Annotated in this window: 18 protein-coding genes; 9 read left to right on the top strand and 9 right to left on the bottom strand. The window is 47.3% G+C overall.

Annotated elements, in window-relative coordinates:
• Positions 1 to 296 (top strand): hypothetical protein (locus C4S60_RS23525; RefSeq protein WP_103879505.1); only part of this gene is annotated, 296 nt, incomplete at its 5' end.
• A 252-nt stretch (positions 297 to 548) separates the two neighbouring features.
• Here C4S60_RS23525 and C4S60_RS06400 read toward each other — a convergent pair.
• From C4S60_RS06400 to C4S60_RS06370, 7 genes are all read right to left on the bottom strand, one after another.
• A complete protein-coding gene (locus C4S60_RS06400; RefSeq protein ID WP_103879504.1) occupies positions 549 to 1,607 on the bottom strand; it encodes a YjhT family mutarotase in 1,059 nt (352 codons plus the stop codon).
• Between the two features lie 13 nt (positions 1,608 to 1,620).
• Positions 1,621 to 2,775: an N-acetylneuraminate epimerase gene (locus tag C4S60_RS06395; RefSeq protein WP_103879503.1), complete on the bottom strand. Its 1,155-nt coding sequence runs from the start codon at positions 2,773 to 2,775 to the stop codon at positions 1,621 to 1,623.
• Positions 2,776 to 2,948: 173 nt separating this feature from the next.
• Positions 2,949 to 3,782 carry a MurR/RpiR family transcriptional regulator gene (locus C4S60_RS06390; protein WP_103879502.1) on the bottom strand — a complete coding sequence of 278 codons (834 nt, stop codon included), beginning with the start codon at positions 3,780 to 3,782 and terminating at the stop codon, positions 2,949 to 2,951.
• Positions 3,783 to 3,938: 156 nt separating this feature from the next.
• Positions 3,939 to 4,829, bottom strand: a complete 891-nt coding sequence (locus C4S60_RS06385; RefSeq protein ID WP_103879501.1) for a dihydrodipicolinate synthase family protein — start codon at positions 4,827 to 4,829, stop codon at positions 3,939 to 3,941.
• Positions 4,830 to 4,887: 58 nt separating this feature from the next.
• Positions 4,888 to 6,171, bottom strand: a complete 1,284-nt coding sequence (gene siaM, locus C4S60_RS06380) for a sialic acid TRAP transporter large permease SiaM (RefSeq protein WP_103879500.1) — start codon at positions 6,169 to 6,171, stop codon at positions 4,888 to 4,890.
• 9 nt (positions 6,172 to 6,180) lie between these two features.
• A complete protein-coding gene (locus C4S60_RS06375) occupies positions 6,181 to 6,690 on the bottom strand; it encodes a TRAP transporter small permease (protein WP_103879499.1) in 510 nt (169 codons plus the stop codon).
• Positions 6,691 to 6,767: 77 nt separating this feature from the next.
• Complete coding sequence (locus tag C4S60_RS06370) at positions 6,768 to 7,733, bottom strand: sialic acid TRAP transporter substrate-binding protein SiaP (protein WP_103879498.1); 966 nt, start codon at positions 7,731 to 7,733, stop codon at positions 6,768 to 6,770.
• A 248-nt stretch (positions 7,734 to 7,981) separates the two neighbouring features.
• Here C4S60_RS06370 and C4S60_RS06365 point away from each other — a divergent pair, with 248 nt between their 5' ends.
• The 3 genes from C4S60_RS06365 to nagA all read left to right on the top strand — a co-directional run bounded on the left by C4S60_RS06365 (position 7,982) and on the right by nagA (position 10,756).
• Complete coding sequence (locus tag C4S60_RS06365) at positions 7,982 to 8,698, top strand: putative N-acetylmannosamine-6-phosphate 2-epimerase (RefSeq protein WP_167390958.1); 717 nt, start codon at positions 7,982 to 7,984, stop codon at positions 8,696 to 8,698.
• Positions 8,679 to 9,536, top strand: a complete 858-nt coding sequence (locus C4S60_RS06360; protein ID WP_103879496.1) for an N-acetylmannosamine kinase — start codon at positions 8,679 to 8,681, stop codon at positions 9,534 to 9,536. Before C4S60_RS06365 ends, C4S60_RS06360 begins: the two co-directional genes overlap by 20 nt.
• Positions 9,537 to 9,622: 86 nt before the next feature.
• Positions 9,623 to 10,756 carry an N-acetylglucosamine-6-phosphate deacetylase gene (nagA, locus tag C4S60_RS06355; protein WP_103879495.1) on the top strand — a complete coding sequence of 378 codons (1,134 nt, stop codon included), beginning with the start codon at positions 9,623 to 9,625 and terminating at the stop codon, positions 10,754 to 10,756.
• Between the two features lie 15 nt (positions 10,757 to 10,771).
• On the opposite strand, the gene C4S60_RS06350 is transcribed toward nagA, so the two are convergent.
• Together C4S60_RS06350 and C4S60_RS06345 are read right to left on the bottom strand one after the other, a co-directional pair.
• Entirely contained in the window at positions 10,772 to 11,245 is a 474-nt protein-coding gene (locus C4S60_RS06350; RefSeq protein ID WP_103879494.1) for a DM13 domain-containing protein, read from the bottom strand.
• Positions 11,246 to 11,565: 320 nt separating this feature from the next.
• The gene (locus C4S60_RS06345; RefSeq protein ID WP_103879493.1) at positions 11,566 to 12,411 is read right to left on the bottom strand and encodes a LysR family transcriptional regulator; all 846 of its coding nucleotides are present in this window, start codon (positions 12,409 to 12,411) and stop codon (positions 11,566 to 11,568) included.
• A 227-nt stretch (positions 12,412 to 12,638) separates the two neighbouring features.
• On the opposite strand from C4S60_RS06345, the gene C4S60_RS06340 reads away from it, so the two are divergent.
• From C4S60_RS06340 to C4S60_RS06320, 5 genes are all read left to right on the top strand, one after another.
• Positions 12,639 to 13,166, top strand: coding sequence for an outer membrane beta-barrel protein (locus C4S60_RS06340; RefSeq protein ID WP_103879492.1), 528 nt, complete (start codon positions 12,639 to 12,641; stop codon positions 13,164 to 13,166).
• Positions 13,167 to 13,258: 92 nt separating this feature from the next.
• On the top strand, positions 13,259 to 14,881 hold the full coding sequence (gene gntH / locus C4S60_RS06335; protein WP_103879491.1) for a guanitoxin biosynthesis MBL fold metallo-hydrolase GntH: 1,623 nt from the start codon (positions 13,259 to 13,261) through the stop codon (positions 14,879 to 14,881).
• A gap of 64 nt (positions 14,882 to 14,945) precedes the next feature.
• Positions 14,946 to 15,323 (top strand): hypothetical protein, encoded by a 378-nt coding sequence (locus tag C4S60_RS06330; protein WP_244183031.1) that lies wholly within the window; start codon positions 14,946 to 14,948, stop codon positions 15,321 to 15,323.
• Entirely contained in the window at positions 15,320 to 15,769 is a 450-nt protein-coding gene (locus C4S60_RS06325; protein WP_103879489.1) for a hypothetical protein, read from the top strand. Before C4S60_RS06330 ends, C4S60_RS06325 begins: the two co-directional genes overlap by 4 nt.
• Positions 15,770 to 15,845: 76 nt before the next feature.
• Positions 15,846 to 16,604, top strand: a complete 759-nt coding sequence (locus C4S60_RS06320) for a hypothetical protein (protein ID WP_103879488.1) — start codon at positions 15,846 to 15,848, stop codon at positions 16,602 to 16,604.
• Positions 16,605 to 16,693 lie beyond the last annotated feature (89 nt).

Below are 16,693 nucleotides of genomic sequence, written 5' to 3'. Positions count from 1 at the left end.
GTCTTACATTCCAGTTTGATAACATTATCATTGGTGTGAACGATAACTACGTTAATGGTGGCATGGCGTTTTTACAACAGCCGATTTCGCAAGAACATAACCTGAGCTGGTTTGTTGAAGGTGGTGTGGGTTATAACTGGAACAGTGAGCGAGTGGACGTTCACGCACCGGTTGGTTTGCGTTGGGAGCCCGTGAAAAATCTGGACGTGGACTTGTTTGCAACGCCAGAAGTCAAGTTTAAAGATGGCGTGGATGTCGGCGTGGGTGTGGATCTGGGTGTGTCCTGGAAATTCTAATTCGTCCGAGTTGTTATTAGATGACGGTGGCCTTTTGGTCGCCGTTTTTTCTATTGATGAAATGGAAAAGCGAAAAAATGAAGAGGCAATACAAGGGGGAGCGTATTGCCTCTGTATTATTGCGCAAATGCGCGAACTAGGTGCTTTAGGCATTCTCAATATGCCGCCCAGACGCTGAGTTTCTGTCAGAGCGGTGTCATCGTGATTTCTGACCAGAGTCAGCGGGCGTCAATCTGGAATAAGGCTCACGTTTCATATTGCCTTCAGGTGGTAGCAACAACTTAGAGTCTGTCCATCAAGTGTCTCTCCGCCCAGAACGTACAAGCCATCTTGTGATGGTATGCTCACTCCATAGGCACTTGGTATCGGCAGTTTACCTGCTTGTGCCCATTCGTCGTTTTGGTGCCGCCATATAGTGTCGCTGTAGTGTTTGGTCAGTCCCTGATGACTATAGAGCTTTCCTTGTTGATAATTGGCCTGACTGCCAATGAAGTAGGCGCCACCGGCAAGAATAATGGCGTTTTCGACGGCACTGGCATAGCCGCCTGCTATTCCTTCGTGATGTGGCCACTGCTCAGCGATGGAAGCGGTGTGTTTGGTAGTGAGTCTCCACTGATGATCAAACCGATAGCATTTGGTTTTCAGGCTTCGCAAGCCCGGTTTAACTTCACCTTCAATCAATAGATAGTCATCGTTGGCTCTAACTAAAGCGGCTCCACAGTTTGCCGGATAAGGGTTCCGTGCGATGGCTTCCCAGGTGTTTTTTCGGACATCGTATAACCAGATGAGTGAATTCCATCCATAGGCCTCTACGGACTGTCCCATAAAAACGGTTATGAGTTCGGTTGACTCTTCTGATGAACTGGCCACACTGAGTTGTTTCATTAACGCGTCGAACGTCTCTTTGCTATATCCTCCCCAGAACAGCAACTGATGATCATTGACCGCAGTGGCACTGGCCCCTAATAAACCGACTGGCAGAGTCGTGTCCAGAGAATGCCATTGCTGCGTATCTACACAGAAAAAATAACTATCCATCAGGACGCTGGTGTGCGCGTGACGCGGGTCGTTTCCGGCGCCGGAAAAGACGTACAGACCTTTGGGAGTTGTAACGCAAACGGCATCATTACGCTCTACGCCAGGAAAGTCCGCAGCGGGTTGCCAATCGCCTCCCGATTGATCTAGATCGAAATAGAAAAAGTGCTTCCCTGCACTGCCCAGGCCAGCGTAGAGGCGGCGGCCAAGCGAACCCCCAACACCGTTTTTTATTGCGACTGGAAAATCGGGTAAGAATGTCAGATGGATAGTCATAATGTTTTCGACCCTAATCTTGGATATCTACAGAGTTGCCATTCCAGCTTAGCAAGTAGACTTTCTTGCTAGCTGAGCGATCTGACTTCTCGCCACCGGCTATCAGTACACCAGCTTTGGTCGTAAAGGACGCACCATAAGCAATCCCTTCGGGCAGGTTGTTTGCCTGTTGCCACAGGTCATCTTTGAGGACATAAACCTCTGGGTTGAAGGCCTTACTAAAACCGTTATGTGCAAACAGCTTACCTTGCTCAAATGCTTTCTTAGCACCGTGGAAGTTAGCACCACCGGCAACAATCATTACGCCATTAGATTCACCACTGTAAGCTCCGGCCACGCCTTCCTGAGTGGACTGATTCCCCGGGGCGGGAAGGGCGTACAGACTCTTCCATGGTTGAGGTGCGCCGAATTGGTACTGTTTGACTTCAGAGGTTCTCAATCCGGGTTTAATTTCACCGCTGATAAGGGTGGCTGTTTGTTGGTTGGCGATTAGAGCACTTCCGCAATTTGGAACATATGGTGAACCGTCGATGGTTTGCCATGTGTTGGAATCCGGAAAGTAACTAATGACCTTGTCGTTCCACTTATAATCTCTGGGTGCCATGCCCATGTAGTTGTCTACAATAGCTTGCCATTTTTCTGGCTGGGTCTTCTTATCGGTTGTGCTGATATCAGAAAGGTATTGATCAAAGTAAGGTTTGTTATAGCCCCCAAAGAACACCACTTGCTTGCCATCTGGTGAATAAGAAGAAGCGCCGAGTAAACCGACTGGACTAGTACTGTCGACTTTCGACCATTGGTTTTTGGTGATATCAAATTGATAAACGGAGTCAAACAAGATGGGTGATTTGGCGGATGTCGTTTCTTTACCTGCACCACCGAAAATGTAGATTTTATTCCCGACGGCCGTCGCAGTCGCTCCGTTGCGGGCCGGACCGATGAAATCGTTTTGTTGCTGCCAGCCAAGTTCCGGCTTGGTCATGTCTAACATATAGAATGCGCTACCTGACGAGCCCAGACCTGCAAAAAGCTTATCGCCGACTTGGGCACTGATACCGCTTTTAATGCCTTGTGGTAAGTCTGGCCAGTTTTGTGCTGCGAGAGCGTGCGTGGAAGAGAGCAGAGCGAGTACAAGCGAAGTCGCGAGAAAGTGATTCCTTGTGTTCATGTTTTTTCCTTTTCAATTAAGACCGGTGTTGGTCAAAAAACAATCTTATTATTGATCAATGGAAAAAATATTCTTTGATCAAGTTAACAATAAAAAATATTTTTATTTAATTGAGTCGGAACAATAAAAAAGCCCACCGAAGTGGTGGGCTTCAAATGGCATGAGTTGTTGCGTCAGGACATTAGCGGCACAACAACTTCTGCGGTCTCCATGACCGAGTCGGTGTACTCAGGGTACTTATCAAGCAGGGAGTTCACCAGTACATCGACCAGTAGCAGGGCCCCCACCTTAGAGGCAAAGGCGCCACCTGTGAGTGGGCCTTCTGGTCTTGCTGCAACAAGCATTTCAGAAGAGATGGCCGAAAGTGGACTGTGATTGATGTTCGTCAGTGCCACTACAGGTACACCTTTATTGAAGGCTTGTTTGGCCGCATGGACAACCTCTCTGGTTGAACCTGAACTGGATACGGAAAACCAAAGATCGCCTTCTTTAGAGCGACTGGCGTTCATCGCTGCCAAATGGGTATCTTCGTACATGATGGCGTTTTTGCCGATACGGATTAACCGATACGCGAGATATCGACCAACAATGCTCGAGGCACCTACACCCACACAGCCAATAAAATCCGCCTGATGCACCAGCGAACAGATACGATTCAGTGCCTTGCGATCGATGAGCTTCGATGTGTCCTGTAGACTATCAACGGCACTGTTTGCCGATACATCAACGATATCGCCATCGCCACTTGGCTTTGATTTCGCGGCGTTTTGGCTTAAATCTACCGCCAGTGCCATTCGAAAATCAGAGTAACCTTTGTAGCCCAGATCGCGACACAGCCTGACAACGGTTGCTTCGCTGGTTTGGGTATTTCGCGCCAGATCGGTGATGGTCTGAAACTGTACGTCCTGAGCATTCTCAAGAATGTAGTCTGCGACCTGTCTTAATTTTTTACTTAGCGGCTCAATGTTAGAGCGTAATCGAACCAGCAAATTATTCGGTGAGCCCACAGTGTCCCCTTAATTCTTTTTCTTTGATTAAAAATATCAGACTCCCTCGAGGTTTAACACCAACAATTAGTATAAATGTCGTGAATTTTCGCTGAGATGATATACGGTTTGTCTCGTTGCCGAAAAAGGAGGCAGATGCCTCCTTTTTCACCGGGTTTACAGAAAGTCGATATCGCGCATTCTGGCCACGACGTCTGCTTTTTGCTCTCGGGTAAGTGGGCGAATTGGTGTGCGCGGGTCTCCCGCATCGATACCATGCAGTTCCATGGCAGCTTTACCTGCAGCCACCCCCCCGTATTGCACCAGAATCCGGATAATACCGATGACCTTATCCATCAGTGCGGTGACCTGAGCCTGATCTCCGCGATTAAAGGCTTCAATGATCTTCAGATAGAGTGGGGCTGCATAGTTGTATGTGCTGCCAACAGCGCCAACAGCACCAACGGCCAGTCCGGCAGGCAAAAACTCATCAACGCCAAAGGGTATATCGAATTTGCCTTGCGCGACTCTGAGACAGCGCTGGTATTCGTAGAGATCCATGTTGTTGAATTTGGCACCAAACAGGTTCGGGATACGCTCATCACCTTTGATCAGGAACTGCTCAAGATCGAGATTGACTCCAGACATCCCTGAGTGATAGTAGTAAAACCCTTTCGAAGGTGCTGCCGCCGCAATTTGCGCACAGTAGTCCACCAGATCGTCCACCGAGCCCGGTTTGAAAAAGCATGGACCAATCGCCGAGGTTGCGAGGATATCCAGTGTTTCTGCGTGTTCAGTAAGCGAGAGGGTATCGACAATACTCAGGGCCCCGGTATGCACGATCAGATCCAGTTTGCCATCGGCGGCTTTTACCCAACGTTCCGCGATCGCTTTGCGCTCTTCGACCGAACAGTGGATACCTTCTCCGGTAGTACCACAAACGTAAGCGCCTGTTACACCCTGTTCAATGAGCAATGCCGCGATGTCGTCGATGGCCGACAAATTGACGTGGTTGTTGTTGTCAAAAGGGGTATGTGGAGCTGCAATCAGTCCTTGTAACTTTCTCATCTTAATTACCTTCAACTAATAATGACTGGCGGACTCACAGATGGAGTCCGCACCAAATCTATTGTCCGTAGCCCAGGAATAGCTCAGGCAGGAACAGAGTAAATTGTGGGAATACGGCAACGAGTGCCAAAACGATAAACAAAGGTACTAGCAGAGGAATCACACCTCGGGTTAGTACATGGAATGGAATATCGCCGACACGAGACACGACATACAGGGCCATGCCCATAGGCGGTGTCAGAATACCAATCATCAGGTTCAGAATAGCCATGACACCGAAGTGCACAGGATCAATGCCAACTGCTGCCGCCACTGGAACGAGGAATGGCACCAACAACAACAGCAACGCGAGGGACTCAATGAATGTGCCGAGGAAAAGTAGTAACAGGTTGATAAGCAGTAGTAACACCAGAGGGTTATCACTGATCGTCAGGAAGTAGTCTGCCAGCATCTGAGGTAGTTGCTCGCGGGCAACAATCCAGCCAAAGACCGTCACACCCATGACCATCAGCGCCACAACCGCTGTGGTGTTGACGGTTTCTTTTAAAATGTCCACGAAACCTGCCAGGGTCAGCTGTTTGTAGACAACCGTGCCCAAGAACAGTGCATAGAGAGACGACACGACAGCCGCTTCGGTTGGCGTGAATTTGCCCGAGAAGATGCCACCAATGATAATGACTGGGGTCATCAGCGATAAAAACGCTTCCTTCAAAGATTTCAGCTGTTCTTTACGGGATGCTTTCGGCAATGTCATGTAGCCGCGTTTCTTACAAATGAAATAGCTCATGATCATCAGAGCGCCGCAGCACAGGATACCCGGAATGGCTCCCGCCAGAAACAGGGCACCGATGGAGGTATTGGAGACCACCCCATAGATGACTAACGGTACAGAAGGCGGAACGAGTGGGCCAATAATACAAGAAGCTGCGGTTAATCCGCCGGCAAAGTCATCGTGGTACTTTGCATCACGCATGGATTTGATCTCAAGTTGACCAAGGCCGCCTGCATCTGCCAGAGCCGAGCCAGACATGCCGGAGAACAGCAGGCTTGCCATAATGTTGACGTGACCAAGGCTTCCTGTGACGTGCCCCACCATGGATTTGGCAAAATTGAAAATACGTTCTGTAATGCCCGCACTGTTCATCAAGTGGCCGGTCAGTACAAAGAAAGGGACCGCGAGTAACGTAAAGTTATCGATTCCACCCAGCATCTGTTGCGCCGCAAAGTTGATCCCGGTGCTGTTGGTGAGCACAAGGAAGACCAGTGCGACAAAGATAAGTGAAAAGCCGACAGGCATGCCTGCAAACAGCAGCGCCAACCAGCCAAAAATAGAACTTGCCATGAGAACTCCTTACCTCTCAGCAATTTGGGATGAATTTGTCGAACTCTGACAATGTGCTTGCTTGAATTCAAAACCAATCGTAATGATTTTTTGAATCTGCCGGACGACCATAAAGAGTCCACCCAAAGGCAAGCTGTAATTCATCCACTTACTTGAAATACCTAAAGTAATGAGCTCGAAAAAGGCCGTGCGTTGCACGTGTTGGTATCCCAGATAAATAATGGCGAAAATCGACACCAAAACGGCGAGCTCAAGTGCAATAACTAACGAAAACCGGATAGTTTGGGGCAGCTTATCCGAGAAAAAGGTGATGTTAACGTGTGTACCGCGTTTAATCGCAATAGCACAGCCGATGAGTGACATATACATGAACAGTACCCGTGCCAACTCTTCACTCCACAGTGAAGGATCGTTGAGCAGCCAGCGCGTTCCGATCTGCCATGTCAAAACCACTAACAGTGCGGCCATAAGAGGCACTGTTATGATTTCTTCAATATTATCTAATAGTTTGCGTATCATTTTATGCTCCATGGCTGACCATTGCGGCCAGCCAAGATTACAACTTCAATTCTAAAAACAACGAATTGATATCTGCATTACATCGCTACTAGTTTCTTAACGATAGGCTCGCCGATTTTCTCTTCGAATTCCGAGTAAAGCGGTTGCATAGCCTCACGGAACGGAGCCAGATCTGGATAGGTCACTTTCACACCTTCTGCTTCGAAGAATGAGATAAGCTCAGCCTCTTGTTTCTTGACGGATGCGGTGTGCGCCTGACCTGCTTTTAGCACAGCCTCTTGAACGATTTTCTTATCTGCGTCAGACAGCTTTTGCCAGGTAGAATCTGAGATGATCACCATCTGGTCGTTAACAATGTGGTTGGTGATGGCTAAGTTGTCCTGAACTTCATAAAACTTCATGGTTTTGATAGTTGGCAACGGGTTTTCCTGACCATCTACCGCATTGGTTTGTAGGGCAAGGTAAACCTCTGAGAACGCCATTGGTGTTGGTGATGCTCCGGAGAGTTTGGCGTAGTTCAGATTTGGTTTCGCGTTTGGTACGCGCAGCTTAAGGCCTTTGAAGTCTTCGATAGAGTTGAGAGGACGGTTAGATGTGGTTTCGCGAGTACCGTTATACCAGGTATCTAACGCGCGCCAGTTGAATTTAGTCAGCATCTCTTCGCGAACGCCCTGTCCGAACTCTGAGTCGAACATACGACGTAGGTGTTCATAGTCTTTTGCAACGTATGGCAGTGTCACCGCTTCTGCGCGTGGGATCCAAAGACCCATGCGGCCAAATTCTGCATAAGTGATGTCCAAATCACCTAAGGTCAGTTGTTGAAGCATCGCGCGGTCATCGCCAAGCTGTGCACTAGGGTATAAAGCAATCTTAATTTCGCCTTTGCTCATTTCTTCCACAGTGTCAGCCAACAGTTTTGCCGAGGTGTACTCCACAGAACCGACAGAAGCTTGCATACCCATTTTAAGTGTCGTTGCCGCTTGTACTGAAACTGCACAACCTAATGTCAGCATAGCGATAGTAATTTTATTCATGGCTTTCATATTGTTCCCTTTTGTCCATTGTTTTTTGAGATTTACCCATTTCAAAAATAAATTTTATTTTGTTTGAAAAAAATCTTCGTTATGGATTATTATGTTCGTGAAGATTATTTTCAAATCAACTTTTCATAAACTGTGATCGCGGACAAAATTTAACCTAAGTTATCGATTGAGAGAGTACTTAGTGGATTTTGGGACGAGGAAGAAAGTCCGTTAATCCGTAGATGCTAGCAAAAGACGAGAGGCTCGAAGTGAGAGATAAAAGTCTAAAAATCAGAGAGTTAAAAGAGCAGTTGTATGGGCAGACGGTGGTTTCTATTCAACCCGTTGTCGGCAGTCCGTTAGAAAAAACTGAATTCATCGTTGCCATGGCGATGGCCGCAGAACAGGCTGGTGCAAAAGCGTTGCGTATCGAGGGCGTCGACAATGTCACCGCGGTTTCGGCCAACGTCACTATACCAATTATCGGCATTGTGAAACGTGACCTTATTGACAGTCCGGTCAGAATCACGCCTTTTGTTGAAGATGTGAAAGCACTGGAACTGGCAGGTGCGACTATCATTGCTTTTGATGCTACTGATCGAGTGAGACCGGAAACTCGAGAAGTCATCGCTGAGGCAATTCAAGCGACAGACTGTTTTGCTATGGCGGACTGCTCCTGCTTCGAGGATGGGGTTTGGGCCAATAAACGGGGGGTTGAAATTATTGGTTCGACACTATCGGGTTATGTGGGTGGCGTTGAGCCTAAAGGGCCAGATTTGCAACTGGTACAACAGTTCTCTGAATCGGGATTCTTTACTATGGCGGAAGGTCGCTACAACACTCCCGAGTTAGCGGCTCAGGCGATCGCCCACGGTGCTGTCGCGGTCACCGTCGGTTCCGCATTGACCCGACTAGAAGTGGTGACTCAGTGGTTCAATTCAGCAACTCAGGCAGAGGTAAAGCAGTATGAGCACGTTAGCTATTGATATCGGTGGCACTAAGGTAGCGATAGGTGTAGTAAAAAACGGCGAGTTAACAGAGCGATGCCAGATACCGACACCGACAACAACCAGTGTGACGGCGTTTGCTGCTCAGATTGTGAATGCGTGCCATGATTGGATCCCGCAAGTGCGTCAGATAGGAATTTCTACAACAGGGTGGGTAAAACCTGAGGGCATTACTTCAATCAACCCTGATACCCTGGCTTTTCCTCAGCCATTCCCGCTACACAAAGCGATTGAAACGCTTACCGCCAAGCCGGTATCCATGTTGAACGATGCTCAGGCCGCGGCCTGGTATGAATTCAACTCACTGACAGCGTCGGTGCGAAATATGGCGTATATAACGGTGTCCACTGGCGTAGGAGGTGGACTGATCATCGACGGAAAGCTTCATAAAGGTGCTCGACATTTGGCCGGACATATTGGTCACACCGTTATTGATATACTAGGGCCTGAGTGTGGTTGCGGACAGACAGGTTGTGTGGAGGCAGTGGCTTCTGGTACGGCCATTAATAAAAAGGCCCGAATGGTTTTTCAGAGAAACCTATCTAACATTGAACTGTTTGAGTTAGCTCAGACTGAGCCAGAGGCGATGAATATCATTAAGCAAAGTGCTTACGCAGTCGCTACACTTTGCAGTAATCTTAAAGCCATGTTTGACTTAGATATAATTTCCTTGGGTGGCGGTATTGGACTGGCGCCGGGATACTTCTCACTGGTAGAGGAATTTATTCGCAGTAAACCTGAGGCATTTCAGGTTACTATTGTAAAAGCAACGGGTGATTATGACGCCTGTTTATTGGGAGCTGCGGCTCAGTTTTGACTCTTTACACCACAGATTGTGAAGCAGAGGGAGTAAAGAAGGTTTATCCTCGTTAGGGTTAGCAAAAGTAAGGGTGAGTAAGAGATATGACTGTAAAAGCAATGTCAGCGCAGAGAGTGTTTGATGGTGAACGGTTTCATATTGATGCAGCGGTGGTTTGGAATGACCAAACGATCGTTGATATTGTCCCTAAAAGTGAGCTCTCCGGTACGGTTCCCTGTACAGATTTTGCTGACAAGTTGATTGCGCCTGGCTTTATTGATTTGCAGGTCAATGGTGGCGGGGATGTCATGTTTAACTCCGACACCTCGGTAGAAGGTATTGATATGATTTGCCGGGCTCATCGTAAGCATGGCACGGCGTATTTGCTGCCCACCCTAATCAGTGCTTCCCCACAGCAGATGAAACAGGCACTGTTAGCGGCAGAACAAGCCATTGAAGGTCAGGTACGCGGTGTACTGGGCGTGCATCTTGAAGGTCCATGGCTGAATAAGAACAAGAAGGGCGCACATGACGCCGACAAGTTCTATTCACCGTCGGTAACTCAGCTTGAAGCGTTTCCCTGGCTTAATAATGGCGTGAATTTTGTGACCCTGGCAGCGGAGAATATGGCGCCAGAGTCCTTGCAATGGCTGCGCGACCATGATGTCGTTGTGTCTTGTGGTCACAGCAACGCGACCAGCGATAGCTTGCCTGACAGCAAACTAAAACTGGTGAACGGTTTTACTCACCTGTTCAATGCCATGTCTCCTCTGGAAGGGCGAGAGCCTGGCGTGGTCGGGACTGCATTGATGACCGATCATGCCTGGTGTTCCATCATTGTCGACGGTATTCATGTCGCCCCGCAGAATGTTCATCTTGCTAAACGGGTTAAGCCGGATAACAAGCTATTGATTGTCACTGATGCGATGGCTTCGGTTGGCAGTGTCACTAATCGTTTTGTACTCGATGGGGAAGAGATCTCTGTACAAGACGGACGTCTGGTGAATTCGCAGGGTGCATTGGCGGGGGCTCATATTGGCATGGATCAGTCTGTTGCTAATGTGATTGAATGGGGATTTGATGAAGCAGAAGCGCTGCGAATGGCGTCAACCTATCCTGCTCTGGCGCTGAACCTTAGTGAGTTAGGACTGATTAAACCCGGTTATCATGCCGCGGCCACCGTCCTGAACTCTGACTATTCTGCTCATGCGGTCATGGTGGATGGAGAGATATTGTAAAGTCCCAGTATTGGTTTACCGGGCTTTTAGTTGCGCAGAGCTAATAAACTCGCCGAAACTTTCACACCAAATGATGGCTGTGCTGTAGGAGGCTAAGTCAGTCCCCACAGGTAGCGTTAGCAAAAAACGATCGAACGTTTTTACATCGCCAATCTGAAGCATGGTCTCTTTGTTAGCCATAAACTCCGCTTCTGTTTCTACAAAGGTTGGTGACAGGTAGAGCTTGTAATCAGGACCAGGAGCAAGCTCACCAATGAACATCGCACTGGTTTCCGTTAAGCTGATGGTTCCCTCTCCCCAATGCAAGAAGTCGCTGTCCTGGCGATCTTTGTCGAATTCCCCTGAATATACAATGGCGTTTGAGTTGTTGTTAATACTTTCTATCGAGGGGGACTCCGGCTGGGTTAGGATAGGAAGCACATAGATACCTAACATAAAGCCAAAAATCAGAGCCCCTAAATGGGTTATTAGCAGAATTACGCGTTTCACAGTGACTCCTTTGACACAGATACTCTTATCAGCATTATGTTAAACATAGTGCAAGTTTAGAGGACAACATAGTTTGATAAATATCCGGCACATGTCTGATTCGAAGCGATTCCGTCTTCTTTGTCTTACCATATAATAACTGGTTGTTATCCTCACGAAAGTGAGGAACTTCAAAGGCGCGTAGTTCACTGAAAATTAACGACTAAGTCTTGTGATTCAGGTTCACATCGCGTTGAATGATATCCCCTTTTTCTAGGGGATGACCATGTTTTCTCGGGTTTGAAGCAAAAGTGGCGTAATCGCAGAACTGTTGGTTTTAGTTATTGATACTGGTTGTGCTGTATCGTCGAACGGAGCATTTCTCGAGCAGCCTTGTGGTCGTCATCATTGATAAATCGGCGATGGTAGATCATTCGATACTGCACATTGCGAATAGCTAACGGAATAGGGAACACTTTTAGATTCAGCATTGGTGCAAGATGGACAGCGAGTGCACGTGTCGATGCGCCAAGTAAGTTTGTTGTTGCGGCCAGTGATAACATGCTGGAAACCGAGCCAGTTTCTGCCTTTATGATTCTTGGCGGGCTTGGCTTCTCTGATAAAAAATCCAACATATTGACGTTATTACGACGAATTTTTAACGCTATATGATGCGCGTTGAAGTAATCGTCATAAGAAAGCGTATCGCCAATCTCAGGATGGTCTTTTCGACAGACACAAACAGCGGGTTCGTTGAAGATGTCCTCGACAATATGTGCCTGACTCATACTAGTTGCTACATCAATCGCAAGATGCACTTTCTGTGTGTCGATGTCGGCCAGCAGCTGCTTGTCACTCAATGGTGCTTCAATGAAGGATAGTCCGGGTAAATCGCAAACCAGATGCATCAGGCTTTCGCTGCAATAGACTTTGGTGATTTCCTGCTTTTTTTCTATGGTTTCAAGTACCGCCAAGGGCATTTCGATTTTGTCCGCAAGTGCAATTGCGGCACCGGTTGGTGCAATTCCACGCCCTGAGCGGACAAAAAGCGCCTTCCCCACCACACCTTCCAATCGCTTTAATGCAGCGCTCACTGCCGGTTGAGTCAAGTTGAGCTCTTCCGCAGCCAGGGTGATAGAACGATGTCGATATACGGCACTAAAAGTAGAGAGGAGATTTAAGTCCATAACAAACTGATTTCTAGGGTGATGTTTCTATCCTAGCAGAGAGCATTTAGCTGTCAATTGGCGATGGCCGACTAAACCCGTGAGTAAAATGATCTTAAATACATAAATTAAATTAATATTTAAAGTGATTTTTGGTTTGTTTATATTACTTTCGTGGATGTATAGAATTTTTCCCGTTAGCACACGGATGTGATGAGTTATTCGCTTAATCGAGAGAAAAACAAACTATGAAAAACATTCGTATCGTTTCTACTTTGGCATTGACCGCAATTTTCTTTACAGGTGCTGCTCAGGCGCACAATGAGGATTCAGAACTCAAATTCAGAGGGGGGCTGGGTTATTCATCACTGGAGGGAAATCACTCTGCGATTAATGCCACTGTCGGTCTGGAACTCAATCAGTACATCGGCCTTAACTTCGATCTCTACAAAGGTACTAACAACGACCTTGATTACAGGGGAGGCGGTTTTGCTCTGGAGTTGGGTTACAACTTCGAGCTGCCAAACAGTTTTGAGATCAGACCCTTTATTGAAGGGGGGATGACGACAGGTGTCATGAACAACACGGGTTACTTCCCGGAAGAAATTGGAACCAAAGGTGGCCACTTAGGCTTTAGCTCCAATATTGGACTTCGAGTTCAACATAACGAAATCCCTGCTTATGCCGAGTTTAAAACCGATATCCATACCTCGCACTCAGACGCCCGTTTCTTACCTGAAAATACGTTCTTAGTCGGCTTTCGACTGCCGTTATAACGTCTACTTAAACCAAATTTAGCGAGCTTGCTCGCCCCTTAAACATTAACTTTTAGTCACCAACCCTACATTGTGGGTATGGAGAGATCACTATGCGAAAAATTCACCAATTAAGTGCTATGACTGGCGCGATCCTCATGTCTAGTGCGGTGTTAGCGCAGAATCCGTTTGAGCACTATCAATCTGAAAACTCAGCCAGTTTTTCAGGCTACAAACACTACAACTATGAACAAAACGTCAACACCGAAGAGCTGATGAAACAAGGTGGAAAGATCTATTCGTCGCCCGAGGAGATCCACGCGATCTTGCAAGGTGGTCTCAAGACCGACATTCAAACGGGAGAAGAGCTTTGGAAAGAAGGTCTGATGTTTGACGGTATTGAGCCGATGGATCATATGGTTACTGCTGCTAACTGGTTCCCTAGAACGGAAGAGGTTCAGCACAATGAAATGCGGGTGACCTTCATGGGTACCTCTCCCATGATTCGACCTGGGCAGGCTAATACATCTATCTATGTAGAGCTTGGTAATGGCGATAATTTTGTGTTCGACTTGGGAGAAGCCTCCATTGCTAACTATATCGGTGCTGGTGTCGCTTTAAACGAACTCGATAAGGTGTTCATCACGCACTTACATGTCGACCATTTTGGCTCACTACCTTATTTGTATCAGTTTGGTGGTTGGAACGGTCGCTGGGAAAAACCACTTACGATTTATGGTCCTTCTGGTCGTAATCCAGAAGACGGCACTCGTCATATGGTCGAAGGCATGCTGCAGATGCTTTCTTGGCACCAAGATGCCTTTGATGTGTTCCCTTCAGGCAACGATATTGAAGTAGTGGAGTACGACTTTAAAGACGATGGCGGTGTTATCTACGACGTTGATGGCGTCAAAGTCTCTCACTGGCGTCGCTCCCACGCAAAAGATGGCGCATCGGCGTATCGACTAGACTGGACCATCAATGATGAAGAGTCGCTGTGTTTTGTCTGGACAGGTGACGGTCGGCCGACCGAGCTTGACATTGAGTATGGCAAAGGCTGCGACTTGTTTGTCACCGAAGTGCAAACCGAGTTGGTAGGGCTCGCCTCTATCGTACAAGGTGTTCCTGCCTTCTTGACGCGCTATACCATCGATACTCACCACACGTCTGGCTATGCAGCGGGTTGGCTTGCGAATCAGGTACAGCCAAGACTGTTTATGACCACACATATGGAGTTTGACCCTTATTACAACAATGAGACGGTAGCGCAGGTCCGTGAACATTGGAAAGGACCTTACCATTTTGGCGCGCCAGACATGATTGTCGCCAATATTACCCCTGACAAAGCATGGGTACGAGAGGGGATCATTCCTGATTTTCCAAACAACCGAGCGCCTCAGTTCAACTTAAACGACGGTGAAGTATTCCGAGTACCCGTTCCCAAAAACTCGAGAGCAGATATTCAAGAACAAGAGATCAGAGAACTCGAAATTGATGAATCTTTGTATTACCCAGAGGGATATCACCCAGAACTGTTAAAAGAGTGGCCGCTGGATCGTGACCTTATTGTACCAACGGAAGTGTTACCAGAGAGCATGAAACGCGGCATGGGAGAGAAGCAACGAATGGTGGATCAAATGCGTGAAGCGCACGGCTTAGAGCCTCGTTCTGTCCACAGAAAAGAGTCTGCAGACCCTTATCGCGATACTCGCAACGACAAGACAAAACAACAATAACCCAGACTAGCGGGCATCACGCAAGATGCCCGTGTTCCAACCGCTTTTTTATCGAGACCACATTATGTTTAGACGAATGACCACTTTCACATTGATGAGTTTGAGCCTGGTAGGTACCGCAGCTCATGCCGCGCAACATGATCACGACACACTCTTTAGCCGAGATAATGCAGTAATGGCCGCGGCGGCTGTAGAGAGGGTAAATGCATACTGCGTAGAGCTAGGCTCGATGAGCCCGGAGTACTCACTGCAAAACGCCATGATGATTAGAGAAACCATTGAAGGGCTATCACAAGAAGTACTTCACGAAACTTATACCTTTAGCGAAGAAGATGAAATGTATCTACAAGGAGTCAGCCTTGGGGAAAAACTGATTCAGGAAGCTGAGCAGAAAGGGCATGTCAAACAAATGTGTACTCAACCTGAGGAGAAATCGCTATGAAGAAAGTCGTAACTGGTTTAGTCGCACTGATTCCAACTTTAGCTATTGCTTGTGGCGCTCACGTCCACAATACCTTGCCTCATTATGAGAACTACACCGAATCGCTGGTGGCTATGTCGGTTTGCAAAGTTAACGAGCACATTTCAGAGCAGCAATCCGCAGTATGGTTCAAAAAATTAGCCTGGGTGGCAAATGGAACCGATGAAGAACTGTTTGAACACTATGCCCATTTCGCAGCCGGCCATGTAGCGGATATCGCCAATAATCCAGAAATGCTACGCAAATGGACCAATGATTATTGTAAAGATCAGTTCTTCGACGTGATGGCGATGGATCAAGTGGTACTAGAGGATCTGTATGACGAGCAAGAACTGGCGGATAGAGATTTCAATCGCCAAATAAAGCTATCCGGAAGTGAGAAGTCACTAGATAAGCCTGAAGCGTAACCGTTTTAACAACCCAATCTACTAACTATTGAGCGGTATTTAAGGAGTGAGAACCGCTTTCTCAAGAGAAACAACAATGAACTTCAAGCGATCAATTCTTTTCCTATCGACGCTGATACTACCAACTTTCGCTTTTTCTCACGGCAATGTCGATATTTCCAATGGCTCACATATAGAAGTCTACTTTGCCGATGAACAGCACCACGGTCACAGCGACAATGATACAGAGCGAGTGTACGGCATAGAAGGTGTCTGGATGCATGACTCAGGCGTATTTGTCTACGGTGAGGCTGAGACTGGAGCCCACGAGTTTTACCAATTGGGTGGGGGTAAGTATTTTAACCCAACTGATAATATTGGTTGGTTCGCTTATGGCGCCTATGCTCAAGGAGGTTATCTGGATAGCAATGAACTTCGCGCACGTATTGGTCTTGACTATCAAGTGAATCATGAGCTGTCGCTAAAGGGTCGTTTTGGCTACGATTACGGCAATAGCAAAATTAGCTTAGGCGGTGGTCATGATCATGACCACGACCACGGCGTTCATCATGAACACCATCACTCTTCAAAAAGGAGTCAGCTTGGACGAATGGACCTAGGATTCAATTATGAACTGGGACACGTTGCGGAGTTTTCTTATAACTATGTGGTTCAGAAGCAGCTTGAATCAGACTTAGTTTTAGACAACGATACTAACTTACATTACGAAGCTCGGCTCACCTATACCGACACTAAGCTACAGCCGTATGTTGAGTATAGACAGACAAACAAAGCCTTTGATGCCCATCATTTTGAGGAAAAAGCAGTGCAGTTCGGGGTGTCTTTTAAGTACTAATTTAAAGGGCTGGGTTAGTTGATGCGCTTGCCCAGCCATTTTCGGAACCCTAATCCAAATAAGACCTAAGTGGGGGTTGTGCTTTAAAA

Origin of the sequence: Vibrio hangzhouensis, assembly GCF_900107935.1 — a bacterium.
GTDB lineage: Bacteria > Pseudomonadota > Gammaproteobacteria > Enterobacterales > Vibrionaceae > Vibrio > Vibrio hangzhouensis.
The sequence above is the reverse complement of the archived record's forward strand: the minus strand, read 5'-3'. Positions and strand labels throughout refer to the sequence as shown.

What these genes read in the sequence shown, in the direction of transcription:
- C4S60_RS06400 (WP_103879504.1), bottom strand. Translation starts at nt 1,607, where the DNA reads ATGACTATCCATCTGACATTCTTACCCGATTTTCCAGTCGCAATAAAA.
- C4S60_RS06395 (WP_103879503.1), bottom strand. Translation starts at nt 2,775, where the DNA reads ATGAACACAAGGAATCACTTTCTCGCGACTTCGCTTGTACTCGCTCTG.
- C4S60_RS06385 (WP_103879501.1), bottom strand. Translation starts at nt 4,829, where the DNA reads ATGAGAAAGTTACAAGGACTGATTGCAGCTCCACATACCCCTTTTGAC.
- siaM (WP_103879500.1), bottom strand. Translation starts at nt 6,171, where the DNA reads ATGGCAAGTTCTATTTTTGGCTGGTTGGCGCTGCTGTTTGCAGGCATG.
- C4S60_RS06375 (WP_103879499.1), bottom strand. Translation starts at nt 6,690, where the DNA reads ATGATACGCAAACTATTAGATAATATTGAAGAAATCATAACAGTGCCT.
- C4S60_RS06370 (WP_103879498.1), bottom strand. Translation starts at nt 7,733, where the DNA reads ATGAAAGCCATGAATAAAATTACTATCGCTATGCTGACATTAGGTTGT.
- C4S60_RS06360 (WP_103879496.1), top strand. Translation starts at nt 8,679, where the DNA reads ATGAGCACGTTAGCTATTGATATCGGTGGCACTAAGGTAGCGATAGGT.
- nagA (WP_103879495.1), top strand. Translation starts at nt 9,623, where the DNA reads ATGACTGTAAAAGCAATGTCAGCGCAGAGAGTGTTTGATGGTGAACGG.
- C4S60_RS06345 (WP_103879493.1), bottom strand. Translation starts at nt 12,411, where the DNA reads ATGGACTTAAATCTCCTCTCTACTTTTAGTGCCGTATATCGACATCGT.
- C4S60_RS06340 (WP_103879492.1), top strand. Translation starts at nt 12,639, where the DNA reads ATGAAAAACATTCGTATCGTTTCTACTTTGGCATTGACCGCAATTTTC.
- gntH (WP_103879491.1), top strand. Translation starts at nt 13,259, where the DNA reads ATGCGAAAAATTCACCAATTAAGTGCTATGACTGGCGCGATCCTCATG.
- C4S60_RS06330 (WP_244183031.1), top strand. Translation starts at nt 14,946, where the DNA reads ATGTTTAGACGAATGACCACTTTCACATTGATGAGTTTGAGCCTGGTA.
- C4S60_RS06325 (WP_103879489.1), top strand. Translation starts at nt 15,320, where the DNA reads ATGAAGAAAGTCGTAACTGGTTTAGTCGCACTGATTCCAACTTTAGCT.
- C4S60_RS06320 (WP_103879488.1), top strand. Translation starts at nt 15,846, where the DNA reads ATGAACTTCAAGCGATCAATTCTTTTCCTATCGACGCTGATACTACCA.